Source organism: Curtobacterium sp. NPDC087082 (assembly GCF_044745045.1).
Lineage (GTDB): Bacteria > Actinomycetota > Actinomycetes > Actinomycetales > Microbacteriaceae > Curtobacterium.
Window position 1 is genome coordinate 587,821 of the sequence record NZ_JBIUZN010000001.1, and the last position, 13,272, is coordinate 601,092.

Annotated in this window: 13 protein-coding genes; 9 read left to right on the forward strand and 4 right to left on the reverse strand. The window is 73.2% G+C overall.

Annotated features, from left to right (window positions below):
• Positions 1-40: 40 nt before the first annotated feature.
• From ACIPEP_RS02800 to ACIPEP_RS02815, 4 genes are all read left to right on the forward strand, one after another.
• A complete protein-coding gene (locus ACIPEP_RS02800) occupies positions 41-1,030 on the forward strand; it encodes a RimK family alpha-L-glutamate ligase (RefSeq protein WP_402716435.1) in 990 nt (329 codons plus the stop codon).
• Between the two features lie 90 nt (positions 1,031-1,120).
• Positions 1,121-2,173, forward strand: a complete 1,053-nt coding sequence (locus ACIPEP_RS02805) for an LLM class flavin-dependent oxidoreductase (protein ID WP_261646206.1) — start codon at positions 1,121-1,123, stop codon at positions 2,171-2,173.
• On the forward strand, positions 2,173-3,489 hold the full coding sequence (locus ACIPEP_RS02810) for an O-acetylhomoserine aminocarboxypropyltransferase/cysteine synthase family protein (protein ID WP_261646205.1): 1,317 nt from the start codon (positions 2,173-2,175) through the stop codon (positions 3,487-3,489). The genes ACIPEP_RS02805 and ACIPEP_RS02810 overlap by 1 nt, the downstream gene beginning before the upstream one ends.
• A 9-nt stretch (positions 3,490-3,498) precedes the next feature.
• Positions 3,499-4,431 carry a 4-(cytidine 5'-diphospho)-2-C-methyl-D-erythritol kinase gene (locus tag ACIPEP_RS02815; RefSeq protein ID WP_070418109.1) on the forward strand — a complete coding sequence of 311 codons (933 nt, stop codon included), beginning with the start codon at positions 3,499-3,501 and terminating at the stop codon, positions 4,429-4,431.
• 34 nt (positions 4,432-4,465) lie between these two features.
• Here ACIPEP_RS02815 and ACIPEP_RS02820 read toward each other — a convergent pair whose 3' ends face one another.
• Positions 4,466-6,139 carry a hypothetical protein gene (locus tag ACIPEP_RS02820; protein WP_402716436.1) on the reverse strand — a complete coding sequence of 558 codons (1,674 nt, stop codon included), beginning with the start codon at positions 6,137-6,139 and terminating at the stop codon, positions 4,466-4,468.
• Between the two features lie 92 nt (positions 6,140-6,231).
• Here ACIPEP_RS02820 and ACIPEP_RS02825 point away from each other — a divergent pair, with 92 nt between their 5' ends.
• Genes ACIPEP_RS02825 through ACIPEP_RS02845 form a run of 5 tightly spaced genes read left to right on the forward strand, consistent with a single transcriptional unit; the run spans position 6,232 to position 10,446 of the window.
• Complete coding sequence (locus tag ACIPEP_RS02825; RefSeq protein ID WP_071296058.1) at positions 6,232-6,642, forward strand: molybdopterin-binding protein; 411 nt, start codon at positions 6,232-6,234, stop codon at positions 6,640-6,642.
• Complete coding sequence (locus ACIPEP_RS02830; protein ID WP_402716437.1) at positions 6,639-7,736, forward strand: ThiF family adenylyltransferase; 1,098 nt, start codon at positions 6,639-6,641, stop codon at positions 7,734-7,736. The genes ACIPEP_RS02825 and ACIPEP_RS02830 overlap by 4 nt, the downstream gene beginning before the upstream one ends.
• Positions 7,733-8,575, forward strand: coding sequence for a molybdate ABC transporter substrate-binding protein (gene modA, locus ACIPEP_RS02835; RefSeq protein WP_402716438.1), 843 nt, complete (start codon positions 7,733-7,735; stop codon positions 8,573-8,575). Before ACIPEP_RS02830 ends, modA begins: the two co-directional genes overlap by 4 nt.
• A 3-nt stretch (positions 8,576-8,578) precedes the next feature.
• Positions 8,579-9,403 (forward strand): ABC transporter permease, encoded by an 825-nt coding sequence (locus ACIPEP_RS02840; RefSeq protein ID WP_261646202.1) that lies wholly within the window; start codon positions 8,579-8,581, stop codon positions 9,401-9,403.
• Complete coding sequence (locus ACIPEP_RS02845) at positions 9,400-10,446, forward strand: ABC transporter ATP-binding protein (RefSeq protein WP_402716439.1); 1,047 nt, start codon at positions 9,400-9,402, stop codon at positions 10,444-10,446. The genes ACIPEP_RS02840 and ACIPEP_RS02845 overlap by 4 nt, the downstream gene beginning before the upstream one ends.
• 59 nt (positions 10,447-10,505) lie before the next feature.
• Here ACIPEP_RS02845 and ACIPEP_RS02850 read toward each other — a convergent pair whose 3' ends face one another.
• Genes ACIPEP_RS02850 through ACIPEP_RS02860 form a run of 3 tightly spaced genes read right to left on the reverse strand, consistent with a single transcriptional unit; the run spans position 10,506 to position 13,242 of the window.
• On the reverse strand, positions 10,506-10,751 hold the full coding sequence (locus ACIPEP_RS02850; RefSeq protein ID WP_229087358.1) for a MoaD/ThiS family protein: 246 nt from the start codon (positions 10,749-10,751) through the stop codon (positions 10,506-10,508).
• Positions 10,748-11,791: a GTP 3',8-cyclase MoaA gene (gene moaA / locus ACIPEP_RS02855; protein WP_229087356.1), complete on the reverse strand. Its 1,044-nt coding sequence runs from the start codon at positions 11,789-11,791 to the stop codon at positions 10,748-10,750. Before moaA ends, ACIPEP_RS02850 begins: the two co-directional genes overlap by 4 nt.
• A 5-nt stretch (positions 11,792-11,796) precedes the next feature.
• Positions 11,797-13,242 carry a glycosyltransferase 87 family protein gene (locus ACIPEP_RS02860; protein ID WP_402716440.1) on the reverse strand — a complete coding sequence of 482 codons (1,446 nt, stop codon included), beginning with the start codon at positions 13,240-13,242 and terminating at the stop codon, positions 11,797-11,799.
• Positions 13,243-13,272: the final 30 nt, after the last annotated feature.

A 13,272-nucleotide genomic window follows, 5' to 3' on the forward strand; every position in this document is an offset into this window, starting at 1 on the left:
CACCTGGCGACTCCCGGCAGGCCGTGCCTAGGGTGGCGAGGTGAGCACTCCCCGCGTGTACGTCATCCACGAGAACCCCGAGTGGTTCCCGCCGCTCGCCGCTGCCTTCGAGGCCGAGGGGGTCCCCGTCGAGGAGATCCTCCTCACCGAGGGACAGATCGACCTCGGAGCCGACCCCGAACCGGGCGTGTACTGGTCGCGGATGTCGGCGAGCTCCCACACGCGCGGGCACGAGCACTCGAAGGAGTACACCCGCGCGGTCCTCGGCTGGCTCGAGCGTGCCGGTCGACCGGTCGTCGGCGGCAGTCACGTCCTCGAGCTCGAGGTCTCGAAGGTCGCCCAGCACGGACTGCTCCGGAACGCCGGGTTCGACGTGCCCCGCACCACGGCCGTTTTCGGGCGCACGACGCTCAAGCAGGCGGCCCACGACTTCACCGGCGGCCAGGACGTGCCGTTCATCACGAAGCACAACCAGGGCGGCAAGGGCCTCGGCGTCCGCCGGTTCGACTCGCTCGCCGAGTTCGACGCCTACGTCGACAGCCCGGAGTTCGAGGAGCCCGTCGACGGCATCACCCTGCTGCAGGAGTACCTCACGGCCCGCGAGCCGTTCATCACACGCGTCGAGTTCGTCGGCGGCGAGTTCGTCTACGCCGTCCGCGTCGACACGAGCGCCGGCAGCTTCGAGCTGTGCCCGGCCGACGCGTGCGAGGTCCCCCAGGTCATCGCGGGAGCAGTCTGCGACGTGCCGGGAGCCGAAGAGCCGAGCGCGTTCAGTGTCCGGACCGAGGTCACGGCCGAGCACCCGCTCGTCCAGCAGCTCCGCACGTTCCTGGCCGATCAGCGGATCCAGATCGCGGGCGTCGAGTTCATGGAGACGACGGACGGTCGCACGGTCGTCTACGACATCAACACGAACACGAACTACAACCCCGCCGTCGAGGAGACCGCGCCGGCCTCCGGCCCGCGCTCCATCGCGCGGTACCTCGGCGGCCTGCTGGAGACGCAGTACGCGGCGCAGCTCACGGCCTGAGAACGCAAGATCCACCGGACTGGAGGCGCGGTGCGGGCCCGCCCCGCGCCTCCAGTCCGACCCTCCCCACCTCCCCAAGGAACTCACCCCGTGCGATTCGGATACTGGACCCCGCTCTTCGGCGGCTGGCTGCGCAACGTCGACAACGAGAACATGCCGGTCACCTTCGACTACGTGAAGCGGCTGGCGCAGCGCGCCGAGCGGATCGGCTTCGACCTGACGCTCGTGCCGGAGCTCAACCTCAACGACATCAAGGGCACGGCCGCGCCCTCGCTGGAGGCCTGGTCGCTCGCCGCGGCCATCGCGGCGACGACCGAGCGCCTCGAGATCATGGCGGCGATGCGTCCCGGGTACCACCTGCCCGCGGTGACGGCGAAGCAGGCCGCGACGATCGACGACATCTCGTGCGGCCGGTTCACGTTCAACGTGGTGAGCGCGTGGTGGGCGGAAGAGGCCAAGCAGTACGGCGGCATCTTCTCGGAGCACGACGACCGGTACAAGCGCACGGCGGAGTTCGTCGAGATCATGAAGGGGCTCTGGCGGGAGACGCCGTACTCCTTCCACGGCGAGTACTACGACATCGAGAACAGCCACCTCGAGCCGAAGCCCCGGGTCACCCCGCGCATCTACGCTGGCGGCGAGAGCGAGGCCGGCAAGGCGGCGATCACCGGGTACGCCGACGCCTACGTGACCCACGGCGGCACCGTCGAGGAGCTCCGGACGAAGATCGCCGAGATGAAGCAGCGCCGCGTCGACGCCGGCCTGCCGCCGTTCGAGGCGTTCGGCATGGCCGCCTACGTCATCGTGCGCGAGACCGAGGAGGAGGCGCAGGCCGAGCTCGCCCGGATCACGGACGTGCAGCACGGCAGGGCCTACGAGTCGTACCAGGACTTCATCTCGAAGTCGCAGCTCGAGCACGTGCCGTCGCTCGAGGACTACTCGGTGTCGAACCGTGGGCTCCGCCCCGGGTTCGTGGGGACGCCGGAGCAGGTGGCCGCGCGGATCCGCGAGTTCGAGGACGCCGGGGTGGACACGCTGCTGCTGCAGTTCTCGCCGCAGCTCGAGGAGATGGACCGGTTCGGCGAGCAGGTCATCCCGCTCGTCCGGCCGTCCGTGGCCGCGCCGTCCGGGGCGGTCGTCTGATGGGCGACGCCTCCGACGGCACCGAGGCCGGATGGGCCTTCGAGACCCGGCAGATCCGTGCCGGCTTCCGGGCGGACCCCGGGTTCGGTGCCAACGTGCCGCCGATCGCGCAGAGCGCCGCGTTCGTGTACCCGTCGGGTGAGGACGCGGCCGACCGCTTCATGCTCAACGCGCCCGGTCACACGTACTCGCGGGTGAACAACCCGTCGGCTGCGGCGCTCGAGCGTCGCATCGCCGACCTCGAGGGTGGTGTCGGCGCCCTCGCGCTCGCGTCCGGGCAGGCTGCGACCTCGCTCGCCGTCCTCGGCCTGGCCCGCGCCGGAGACCACATCGTGTCGAGTGCGTCGCTCTACGGCGCGACCTACACGCTCTTCGCCTCCACCCTGGGCGACCTCGGCATCGCGTTCACGTTCGTGCAGGACCCGACGGACCTCGACGAGTGGGCTGCGGCGGTCCGTCCGGAGACGAAGGCGTTCTTCGGCGAGTCGATCCCGAACCCGCGCGGCGACGTCCTCGACTTCGCGGGGGTGGCCGGTGTCGCGCACGAGCACGGCGTGCCGCTCATCGTCGACAACACCATCGCCACGCCGTACCTCGTCCGGCCGATCGAGCACGGTGCGGACATCGTCGTGCACTCGGCGACGAAGTACCTCGCCGGGCACGGCAGCGCCATCGCCGGGCTCATCGTCGACAGCGGGAACTTCGACTGGGCGGCGCACGCCGAGCGGTACCCGCAGCTCGCCACGATCGAGCAGTCCGGGTTCGCGAACACGAACTTCGCGGCGAAGTTCGGGCGGCGCGCCTTCATCCAGCGCACCCGCTCGAAGCTTTCCGCGGACCTCGGGCCGGCGATCGCACCCTTCAACGCCTTCCTCGTGCTGCAGGGCATCCAGACCCTGTCGCTCCGGATGGACCGGCACGTGTCGAACGCGGCCGCGGTGGCGACGTGGCTCGATGCGCACGACCAGGTGCTCGGCGTGCACTACGCCGGGCTTCCGTCGTCGCCGTGGCACGAACTCGCCCAGCAGTACGTGCCGGCGGGTCCGTCGGCGGTGCTCGCGTTCGACCTCGACGGCGGGGTCGACGCCGGGCGGCGGTTCGTCGCGGCGCTCGAGCTGTTCGACCACGTGTCGAACATCGGCGACGTGCGCTCGCTCGTCGTGCACCCGGCGTCGACGACCCACGTGCAGATGACCTCGGCGGAGCGGGCGGCCGCGGGGGTCGGGGACGGGTTGATCCGGCTGTCCATCGGACTCGAGCACGTGGACGACATCCTCGCGGACCTCGCGCGCGGCTTCGCGGCTGCGTCGGGATAGGTTGGGGGCATGACCACGCTGGCCGCACCGACCCGTGTGCGGACGCGCGCCCCCGGGAAGATCAACGTCTACCTGTCGGTGGGGGCCCTGCAGGACGACGGGTACCACGACGTGGCGACGGCGTACCAGGCCGTCTCGTTGTACGAGGACGTCTCGGCCGAGCCGGCGGACGACTTCTCGGTGACCTTCACCGGGCCGATCGACACCCGGTCGGTCCCGGTCGACGAGTCGAACCTCGCGATCCGGGCCGCGCGCCTCGTGGCCGACGCCGCCGGGTACCGCGGGGGCGTCCGGCTCACCATCGACAAGCAGGTCCCGGTCGCCGGTGGGATGGGCGGTGGATCGGCCGACGCCGCAGCGACCCTGCTCGCCGTCGACACGCTGTGGGGGACCGCGCTCGGGCGTGAGGAACTGCTGCGTCTCGCCGCGCAGCTCGGCGCCGACGTGCCCTTCGCCTTCGCCGGCGGGACCGCCGTCGGGACCGGGCGCGGCGACGAGCTGAGCCCGGCGCTGGCCAAGGGCGAGTTCCACTGGGTGCTCGCCCTGAGCGACGCCGGCCTCTCGACGCCCGCCGTGTACCGGGCCCTCGACGAACACCGTGAGCGGTACCGTGCGGACATCGCGCCGGCACCCACCACGCCCGTGGTCGAGGCGAACGTGCTGCAGGCCCTCCGCGCCGGCGATCCCGACCTGCTCGCGGACTGCCTGCACAACGACCTGCAGGCCCCGGCGATGCGCCTCCAGCCCGCGCTCGCGACGACGCTCGAGATCGGGGAGAAGGCCGGTGCCCTCGCCGGACTGGTGTCGGGCAGTGGGCCGACGGTGGCGTTCCTCGTCGCCGACCGCGATGCCGCGCTCGAGGTGCAGGTCGAGCTCAGCGCCGCCGGCATGGTCGCGGTGCGTGCCGCCGGACCGGTGCACGGCGCCCGCGTCCTGCACTGACCGTCCAGCACTGACGGCGGGTCCCGTCGGCCGGTCAGTTCCGGACGTACTCCGTGATGACGACCGTGCCGGTCTTCCAGTGCTCCTTCGCCGTGAAGCCGTGCTCCGCGAGCACCGCGGCCGTCTCCGGCTCGATGTTGCGCGCCTTCACCGTCCCGCCGACGAACCAGACCGTGTCGATGTCGCCCAGGCGGCTCGGGATCGTCGTCTCGAGGTCCCCGGTCTGGTTCCACAGGACGCCGGACTCGGCTCCGACCTTGCGCACGCCGAGGTCCGTCATGCCGGCGAACGCCGACGGGTAGGAGACGCGGATGACGTCGGCGGTGGTGCCGGGGTGCCCGTAGACGCTGCCGAACACGACACCCTCGTCGGCGTCGGCGCGGTTGGTGCTCCGCTCGGCGGCGATGATCGAGGCGGCACGGGCCCAGGTCGAGTCCTGCTTCGCGAGCGGCTCCTTCACGGCCACGGCCGTCGGCACCGACAGCACGAGGACGGCGGCCACGGCTGCGGCGAGCAGTGCCTTCGGCCGGACCAGCGTCAGGGCGAGGGCGATGAGCAGCGCGACGAACGGCAGGCTGAGGGTGGCGTACTTCGGGGAGTACAGGTGCTTCCCCATCGCCGTGGCGAGCACGAGCGCGGCCGTCGGGATGACGACGAGGGGCACGGCGACGCGGACCGCCTGCGCCCGGACGAGCGACCGGACCGTGGCGGAGCGCCGGTGCGCCTCGACGAGGGCGAACACCGTGCCGACGAGCATGAGCGCCCACGCGCCCGCGGCGTACACGTCGACGCCGCCGAACCAGGCCGTGGCGAACACCTGCACACCCGTGCGCTCGCCGATGCCGGCGATCCACGCGACCTGCTTCGACTGCGAGGCGACCTCGACGACGAGCGGCGAGACGGCCACGGCGGCGAAGGCGGCTGCGACGGCCCAGCGGACCAGGACCCCGCGGGTGACGAGCGCCGGACCCAGGTCGTGGCCGCGGCGGGACACCGTGGCGCGACGGACGGCCGCGCGGCGGGCGAGCAGCGTCCACAGCAGGGTCACGGCGTGCGCGACGACCGCGAGCGAGAGGTAGACGTTGAAGGTCACCGAGACGAGTGCGAGTGCTCCGTAGGCCGCCCACCAGTGCAGGCTGCGACCCGTCCGGGTGCGGCGGACCGCGGTCAGGCCGACGAGGGTGAGGCAGACGGCCAGGGTCGTGATCGTGGCGTACGGCCGGCCCTCGGACCCGGCCCACTGCACGCGGGGCAGCGCGAGGAACACGAGCCCGGCGGTGATGCCCAGGCGAAGTCCGCCGAGCCGGCGCCCGAGCGCGACGAGGAGCCCCGCCGCCACGCCGATGGCCAGGGCGCTCGGGAACCGCAGCGTGAACGGTGTGTACCCGACGAGCCAGAACCAGACGTGCATCAGCGAGTAGTAGAGCCCGTGCACGGCGTCGACGCTGTGCAGCTCGGCCCAGAGCTGCGGCCAGGTCCGCTGGGCGCTCGTGACCGTCGCGGCCTCGTCGTACCAGAGCGACGGGACCCAGGCGAAGGCGGCGCAGACGATCACGCCGAACGCGCCGACCGTCAACTCGGGCGTACGGACGACGGCGGTGCCGATGCTCGACACGAGGCCGCGGAACCAGGAGCGGGAGCGGGCACGAACCGGCGCGATCCCCGACGTTCGGGGGATGCTGATGGTGCCGGTCCGTGGTGCAGTCACGGTGAGGACGGTATCCGCGGCGGCTGGGCAGGTGCCCGGCGTCCCCGCAGCCCAGACTGAGAGTTCCACATACCGGTATCGTGCGGAGGACCATGACGAAGCTCCGCATCCGCGACGCCGCGCGGTACCTCGGCGTCAGCGACGACACCGTCCGGCGGATGGTCGACGCCGGGACCTTCACGCGGGGGACCGACCCCTCCGGACGGACCGTCGTGGACGGGCGGGAACTCGCGGCGCACATCCGCGGCACCGGCGGGCAGCTCGACGACCCGTCGGGGACCAAGAGCTCGGCTCGCAACCGGTTCGTCGGGATCGTCACCGACCTCGTGGTCGACGGCGTGATGGCGCAGGTGGAGCTGCAGAGCGGCCCGCACCGGGTCGTGTCGCTCATGAGCGCCGAGGCCGTCCGCGACCTCGGGCTCGAGGTCGGGACGGTCGCCGTCGCATCGGTCAAGGCGACGATGGTGTCGGTCGAGGTGCCGGCGGAACCGACGGACGCATGACCGACGACCGGCACCCGAGCGACGACCGCCGTCGGTTGCTGTCCCGGACCGCGGCGCTCCAGGGCGCGGGGGACCGGGCCGTCCGGGCGCTGTCCGAGGCGAGCGTCCTCGTCGTCGGCGCCGGTGGCCTCGGCGCGCCCGTGCTCACGTACCTGGCCGGGTCGGGGCTCCGCCGCGTCACCATCGTCGACCACGACGTCGTCGACACGTCCAACCTGGCACGGCAGACGCTCTTCGCCGCGGCGGACGTCGGACGGCCCAAGGCCGAGTGCGCGGCCGAGCGGGTGCGGGGCGTCGATCCGGAGCTCGAGGTCGTCGCACTCGCCGAGCCCTTCCACGCCGACCACGTGGCGGGCCACGACGTGGTCGTCGACGCCGCGGACAGCGTCGAGGTCACCCGGGCGATCTCGGACGCCTGCTCCACGGCCGGGGTGCCGTTCGTGTGGGGCACGGTCCTCGGCACCGACGGGCAGGTGTCCGTGTTCCACGACGCCGGGCCGGAGCCGATCGACTTCCACGACCTGCACCCGGACGCCCTGCCGGACGAGGGGTCCTGCGCGCTCGACGGCGTGCTGCCCGCGCTGTGCGGCGCCGTCGGCTCGGTGATGGCGGCCCAGGTGACCGCGCTCGTCGCCGGCATCGGGGAGCCGTTGACCGGCCGGGTGCTCACGGTCGACGCGCGACGGTGGCGCTGGACCGAGAGCACGCTGCGACGCGGCCCGGGCTCCCGGCGTCCGGCCCCCTCGGTGGACGAGGCCCCGCCCCGGATCGCCCCGGCGGCACTCGCCGCCCGACTCGACCGGACCGCCGGCGGCAGCGGCGGACCCGTCCTCGTCGACGTCCGCACCCCGGCGGAACGCGCCACCGGGATCGTCGCCGGCAGCCTCCCGCCGGACGACCTCGCCGCAGACGACGACCGACCCGTCGTCGTGGTGTGCGCCAGCGGCGTCCGCGCGACCGCCTGGGCACGCGCAGCCCGTGCCGCAGGTCGTGACGCGACGGTCCTCGACGGTGGGATCCAGGCCTGGGACCGGGAGGGCCTGCCGACGATCCGGCCCACAGCGACCGCAGATGCGGATACGATCGAGCGATGACGACGCACGTGCGGAACGCCGCCTTCTTGATCGCCGCGACCGCCCTCGTCGCCGTCGGCCTCGCCGGCTGCAGCACGGCCGACACGGCCGACACGGCTGGCACGGCCGGCACGACGGACACGACCGCCCCGAGCAGCAGCGCGAGCAGCACGGCCGGGGCCCCGACCGGGAAGATCACCGTCTTCGCCGCGGCGTCGCTCCAGAAGACGTTCACGACCCTCGGTGAGCAGTACGAGGCCGCCCACCCGGGGACCACGATCACCTTCTCGTTCGCCGGCTCGAGCGACCTCGTCACGCAGATCCAGAACGGTGCCCCCGCCGACGTCTTCGCGTCCGCCGACGAGGCGAACATGGACAAGCTGGTGAAGACCGACATCGCCGCCGGTTCGCCGCGGGACTTCGCCACGAACGTCCTCGAGATCGCCGTGGCTCCCGGCAACCCGAAGGGGATCACGACCCTCGACGACCTGACCGCCTCGGACGTGCAGCTCGTCACCTGCGCCACCCCGGTGCCGTGCGGTGCCGCGACGGCGAAGGTCGAGCAGGCCACCGGTGTCGACCTGCAGCCGGTCAGCGAGGAGCAGTCGGTGACCGACGTCCTCGGCAAGGTCGAGTCCGGCCAGGCGGACGCGGGACTCGTCTACGTCACCGACGTCGAGGGTGCCGGCGGCAAGGTCGACGGCGTCCGGTTCGACGCGGCGTCGAAGGCCGTGAACACCTACCCGATCGGTGTCCTGAAGGACGCGTCGAACCCCGACCTCGCGGCGGCGTTCACGGCGTACGTGCGTTCCGACACCGGCCAGAAGGTGCTCGCCGACGCCGGCTTCGGAGCCCCCTGAGCCGTGCCCGACCACACTGACCGAACACCCCGGGCGAGCCCGTCCGTCCGCACCCCGGTGCCGTGGTGGCTGCCGGTCCCGGCGGTCCTCGGCGGCCTGTTCGTGGTGGTCCCGGTCCTGGCGATGGTCGGCCGCGTCGACTGGGGGTCGTTCGGCGCACTCGTCACGTCGCCCGCGTCGCTCACCGCCCTCGGACTGAGCCTCGGGACCGCTGCCGCCGCGACGGGCATCGCCTTCGTGCTCGGCTACCCGCTCGCCGTCCTGTTCGCCCGGTCCACGTCGCGGTGGATCGGGGCCGCACGCGCCCTGGTCCTGCTGCCGCTCGTGCTGCCGCCGGTCGTCGGGGGACTGGCCCTCCTCGCGGCGTTCGGTCGGCTCGGCGTCGTCGGGGCGTGGCTCGACGAGCACGGCCTCCGGATCGCCTTCACCACGGCCGCGGTCGTGATCGCGCAGACCTTCGTCGCGATGCCGTTCCTGGTGTCCTCGATCGAGGGTGCGCTGCGCGTCGGGGGCGACCGGTTCGAGCGGGTCGCCGCGACGCTCGGTGCGTCCCCGACCCGGACGTTCCTGACGGTGACGACACCGCGGGTGCTCCCGGGCATCCTGGCCGGCCTCGTCCTCTGCTTCGCCCGTGCCCTCGGGGAGTTCGGCGCGACCCTCACGTTCGCCGGCAGCCTGCAGGGCGTCACCCGGACGCTGCCCCTCGAGATATACCTGCAGCGCGAGATCGACCCGGACACCGCGGTCGCGCTGGCGCTCGTGCTGGTCGTCGTCGCGCTCGTGGTCATCGGCGCCTCCGCGCTCCGCACCCGGACGGCACTCGCATGAGCCGCGAGCGTCCGGCGCACAGCGGCCTCCGCGCCCACGTCGTCGTCCCCGACCGTGGCGTCGACGTCCACCTCGACGTCGCACCGGACGAGTGCGTCGCGCTGGTCGGGCCGAACGGCGCGGGCAAGTCCACGGTCGTCGAGGCCCTCGCCGGACTGCTGCGCATCCGGTCCGGATCGGTCCTGCTCGGCGACCGCGACCTCACGGGCGTCCGAGCGCACCGCCGCGGGGTCGGGCTCGTCGCCCAGCGCGCGGACCTCTTCCCCCACCTGTCGGTCGCTCGCAACGTCGGCTACGGACCGCGCGCGGCCGGTTCCGGGGGCCAGGAGGCGCGGCTCCGCTCCGACGCGGCCCTCGCCGCCGTCGGCGTGGCCGGTCTGGCGGACCGCGCACCGGGAACGCTCTCGGGAGGGCAGGCCCAGCGCGTGGCGATCGCCCGGGCCCTCGCCACCGAGCCGGCGCTCCTGCTGCTCGACGAGCCCACCTCGGCGCTCGACGTCGACGCCCGGGCCGAGGTCCGCTCCGCCCTCGGGACCGCCCGGACCGGTCGACCGACGGTCCTCGTCACGCACGACCCGCTCGAGGCCGTCACCCTCGCGGACCGCATCGTCGTGCTCGAGGGCGGCCGGGTCGCCGAGCAGGGGCCGACCGCCGTCGTCCTCGGGCGTCCGACCGGCGCGTTCGCGGCGTCCTTCTCGGGCCTGACGCTCCTGCGCGGCACCGCCACCCGGGGTGGGATCGCCCTCGACGACGGGGGTGCGCTCGCGTCGTCGACCGGCACCGCGCCTCCTGGCTCGTCCGCCCTCGCCGTCTACCACCCGACGGCCGCCGTCGTGACGCGCGACGGTGCCGGGCCGGAGCGCCGGTTGACCGGACTCGAACCGCGGGACGGGCTCGTCCGGGTGCGGGCCGGCGACCTCGTGGCGGACGTCACGGTCGCGGTGGCTGCGGCGCTGGGGCTCGCGCCGGGGGATGCCGTGCGGATCGCGGTCCCGGCGGACGAACTGACGGTCTACCGGCCGGACGGACCCACCCAGGACTGAGTCGGACACGGCCGCGGGGCGCAGCTGCCGGACTCGGCCGCCGGGCTCAGTCGCCGGGCTCAGCCGCCGGCGAAGGGCGGCATGACGTCGACGACCGCCACGCCGTCGAGCCCGGTCGCTCGATCGCGCGTGGTCACCCCGTCGACGAGGTACGAGCAGCGCTCCTGCAGTGCCCGCCACCGATCGGGGTCGTCCGCCGTCACCGACCGCAGGGCCTCGTCGAGCGTCGCTGCCCGCACGGCGACGTCGTCCACGCCCACCGCTGCCCGTGCCGCGGCGAAGAACCGGATCGTCGTCACCGTCATCCGCCGATCGCGCTCATGCCCCGCGTGGGGTGCACCAGGTCGTCGCTGTCGTCGCCGTGGTCGCGGGGCTTCGCCCACATCGCCAGGCGCCAGAGCTCGGCGACCTCGTCGTCGGAGGCGCCCTTGCGCATCGGGCCGAGCACGTCGGTCTCGTCGTCCGAGAAGAGGCAGCTGCGGACGTTGCCGTCGGCCGTCAGACGGGTGCGGGTGCAGTCGGCGCAGAACGACTCGGTGATGCTCGCGATGATGCCGATCGTGCCGAGCTCCGCACCGACGCCGCCGTCGGCCGTCCGTGCGAGCACCCGGAAACGCTCCGCCGGGGCGCCGTCGCGGGGCGCCTCGTCCGGCACCAGGGCGAACGACTCGGACAGCATCGCCCGGGTCTCGGCCGCGGTCACCATCGACGTGCGGTCCCAGGCGTGGTCGGGGTCGAGCGGCATCTGCTCGATGAACCGGAGCTCGTAGCCGCGGTCGAGGCACCACCGCATGAGGTCCGGCGCCAGGTGGTCGTTCACGCCGCGCAGCAGCACCGCGTTGACCTTGATCGCGAGCCCCGCTGCCCGTGCGGCCTCGAGCCCGGCGATGACCTTGTCGAGGAACGGGCGCCGGGTGACGGTGGTGAAGACGTCCGGGTCGACGGTGTCGAGCGACACGTTCACGCGTCGGAGGCCGGCGTCGTACAGGGCGGCCGCGCGGTGGGCGAGCCCGATCGCGTTCGTGGTGAGCGACAGCTCCGGGGCGTCGGGGAGCGCGGCGCACCGGGCGATCACGTCGACGAGGTCGTGGCGGAGCATCGGCTCACCGCCGGTGAAGCGGACCTTGCGCACGCCGAAGCGGTCGGTCGCGAGCCGGACGAGCCGCTCGATCTCGGCCGCGGTCATGAGTGCGTCGTCGGGGGCGAACGGCAGCCCGGCCGCCGGCATGCAGTAGGTGCAGCGGAGGTTGCAGCGCTCGGTGAGCGACACGCGCAGGTCGACCGCGCGCCGCCCGAACCGGTCGAGCAGGCCGCCGGTGGAGCCGAGCATGGTCGCGGGTGCCATGAGCGTCAGCGTACGGGGTCGGCGGGTCCTCCACCTGATGACATCGCGAGCGCTCGTTCCCGGAAGGCGAGCCGGCGCCCCCAGCGCTCCCAGTCGGCCCGCCGGGTGCGCACCAGCGTGACCACGATGACCACGACGACCGCGGCGGCGAGCCACCAGCGGTACGCGTCCGCCGACGGCCAGACGCCGCGCAGGGCGATGGCGAGCCCGATCGACAGCCACTCCCAGCGTCCGGAGAGCACCACGAAGGGGATGAGGAGCAGCGCGTACCAGGGGTAGCGCGGGCTCACCGCGAGGAACGTCACGCCGATGAGGAGGACCTCGCCGGACCACGGCCGCGCGGGGTCGGACAGCCGCCACGCCACGAACGCCGCCAGCAGGACGAGCAGTCCGACCACGAGCGTCGCCGCGTCGCCGTGGAAGACGAGCGAGACCAGGGCGAACCGGGAGCCGTCCTCGTAGCCCTCTTCCGACAGGTACCCGGGCAGGTAGCCGAGGACGTCGAGGCCCGTCGTCAGCACGTACGGCACGTAGAGCAGCCCGAACACCGCGATGCCGACCGGGATCGCCCACCAGTTCCGCCACCGACCGAGCAGTGGCGGGTACGCGATCGCGGGGATGAGCTTCGTCGCGGTCGCGGCGCCGAGGGCGATCCCGCCCCAGATCGGGCGGCCGAAGGCGACGAGCACGGCGCCGGCGGTGGCCAGGGCCGCGCCGAGGGCATCGACGTGCGAGTTGGTGACGGCTTCGGACGCGACGAGCGGGGACCACGCCCACAGTGCGGCCCACCACGTCGGTCGTCCGAGCTTGCGGAGCACGACGACCAGGCCCAGGGTGACGCCGAGCGACAGGAGCAGCCCCGCGACCTGGAACGGCATGTACTGCGCGGTGGCCGGCACGAACGCCCGCACCGCCGCGAACCAGAGCTGGGCCATCGGCGGGTAGATCGTCACGACGTCCGGGCGGTTGATCGCGACGCAGTGCCCGTCCGCGCCGTCGCCGAGGCCGCGGAACCGGGGCTCGAGGGGCTTGCACGTGCCGTCGACCTTGTCGGGGAAGAGCCAGTCGGGGCGCAGACCGGACAACGCGGTCGACTGCGGCGTGTGCGCGTACGGCGAGATCCCGGCGTGCTGCACGATGCCGTCCCAGGCGTAGCGAGCAGAGTCGGTACTGGTGTTCGGCGGCCCGGCGATGGCGGCGAGCCCGACCACCAGGCCACCGCCGACCACGAGCCACGTCATCCACTTCGCCGGGACGAACCGCAGCGCGAGCACCGCGAGCGCGAACACCGTCCAAGCGATCAGGGTCCACGCAACGAATGGGGAACGATGACCGGACCGGAGGAACCCCAGATGCGTGACGCCGAAGGCGATGACGCCCGACAGAGCGAGCACGCCGACCACGGCCAGCACGGTCGGCAGGAGTCGGCCGGGGCGAAGTCGTTCACTCATGGTGCGACGAGGCTATCCATGGTCCGCGGG

Coding starts and splice junctions, on each gene's coding strand:
- ACIPEP_RS02850 (WP_229087358.1), bottom strand. CDS start 10,751: ATGACGGTGACGACGATCCGGTTCTTCGCCGCGGCACGGGCAGCGGTG.
- ACIPEP_RS02810 (WP_261646205.1), top strand. CDS start 2,173: ATGGGCGACGCCTCCGACGGCACCGAGGCCGGATGGGCCTTCGAGACC.
- ACIPEP_RS02845 (WP_402716439.1), top strand. CDS start 9,400: ATGAGCCGCGAGCGTCCGGCGCACAGCGGCCTCCGCGCCCACGTCGTC.
- modA (WP_402716438.1), top strand. CDS start 7,733: ATGACGACGCACGTGCGGAACGCCGCCTTCTTGATCGCCGCGACCGCC.
- ACIPEP_RS02860 (WP_402716440.1), bottom strand. CDS start 13,242: ATGAGTGAACGACTTCGCCCCGGCCGACTCCTGCCGACCGTGCTGGCC.
- ACIPEP_RS02825 (WP_071296058.1), top strand. CDS start 6,232: ATGACGAAGCTCCGCATCCGCGACGCCGCGCGGTACCTCGGCGTCAGC.
- moaA (WP_229087356.1), bottom strand. CDS start 11,791: ATGGCACCCGCGACCATGCTCGGCTCCACCGGCGGCCTGCTCGACCGG.
- ACIPEP_RS02815 (WP_070418109.1), top strand. CDS start 3,499: ATGACCACGCTGGCCGCACCGACCCGTGTGCGGACGCGCGCCCCCGGG.
- ACIPEP_RS02830 (WP_402716437.1), top strand. CDS start 6,639: ATGACCGACGACCGGCACCCGAGCGACGACCGCCGTCGGTTGCTGTCC.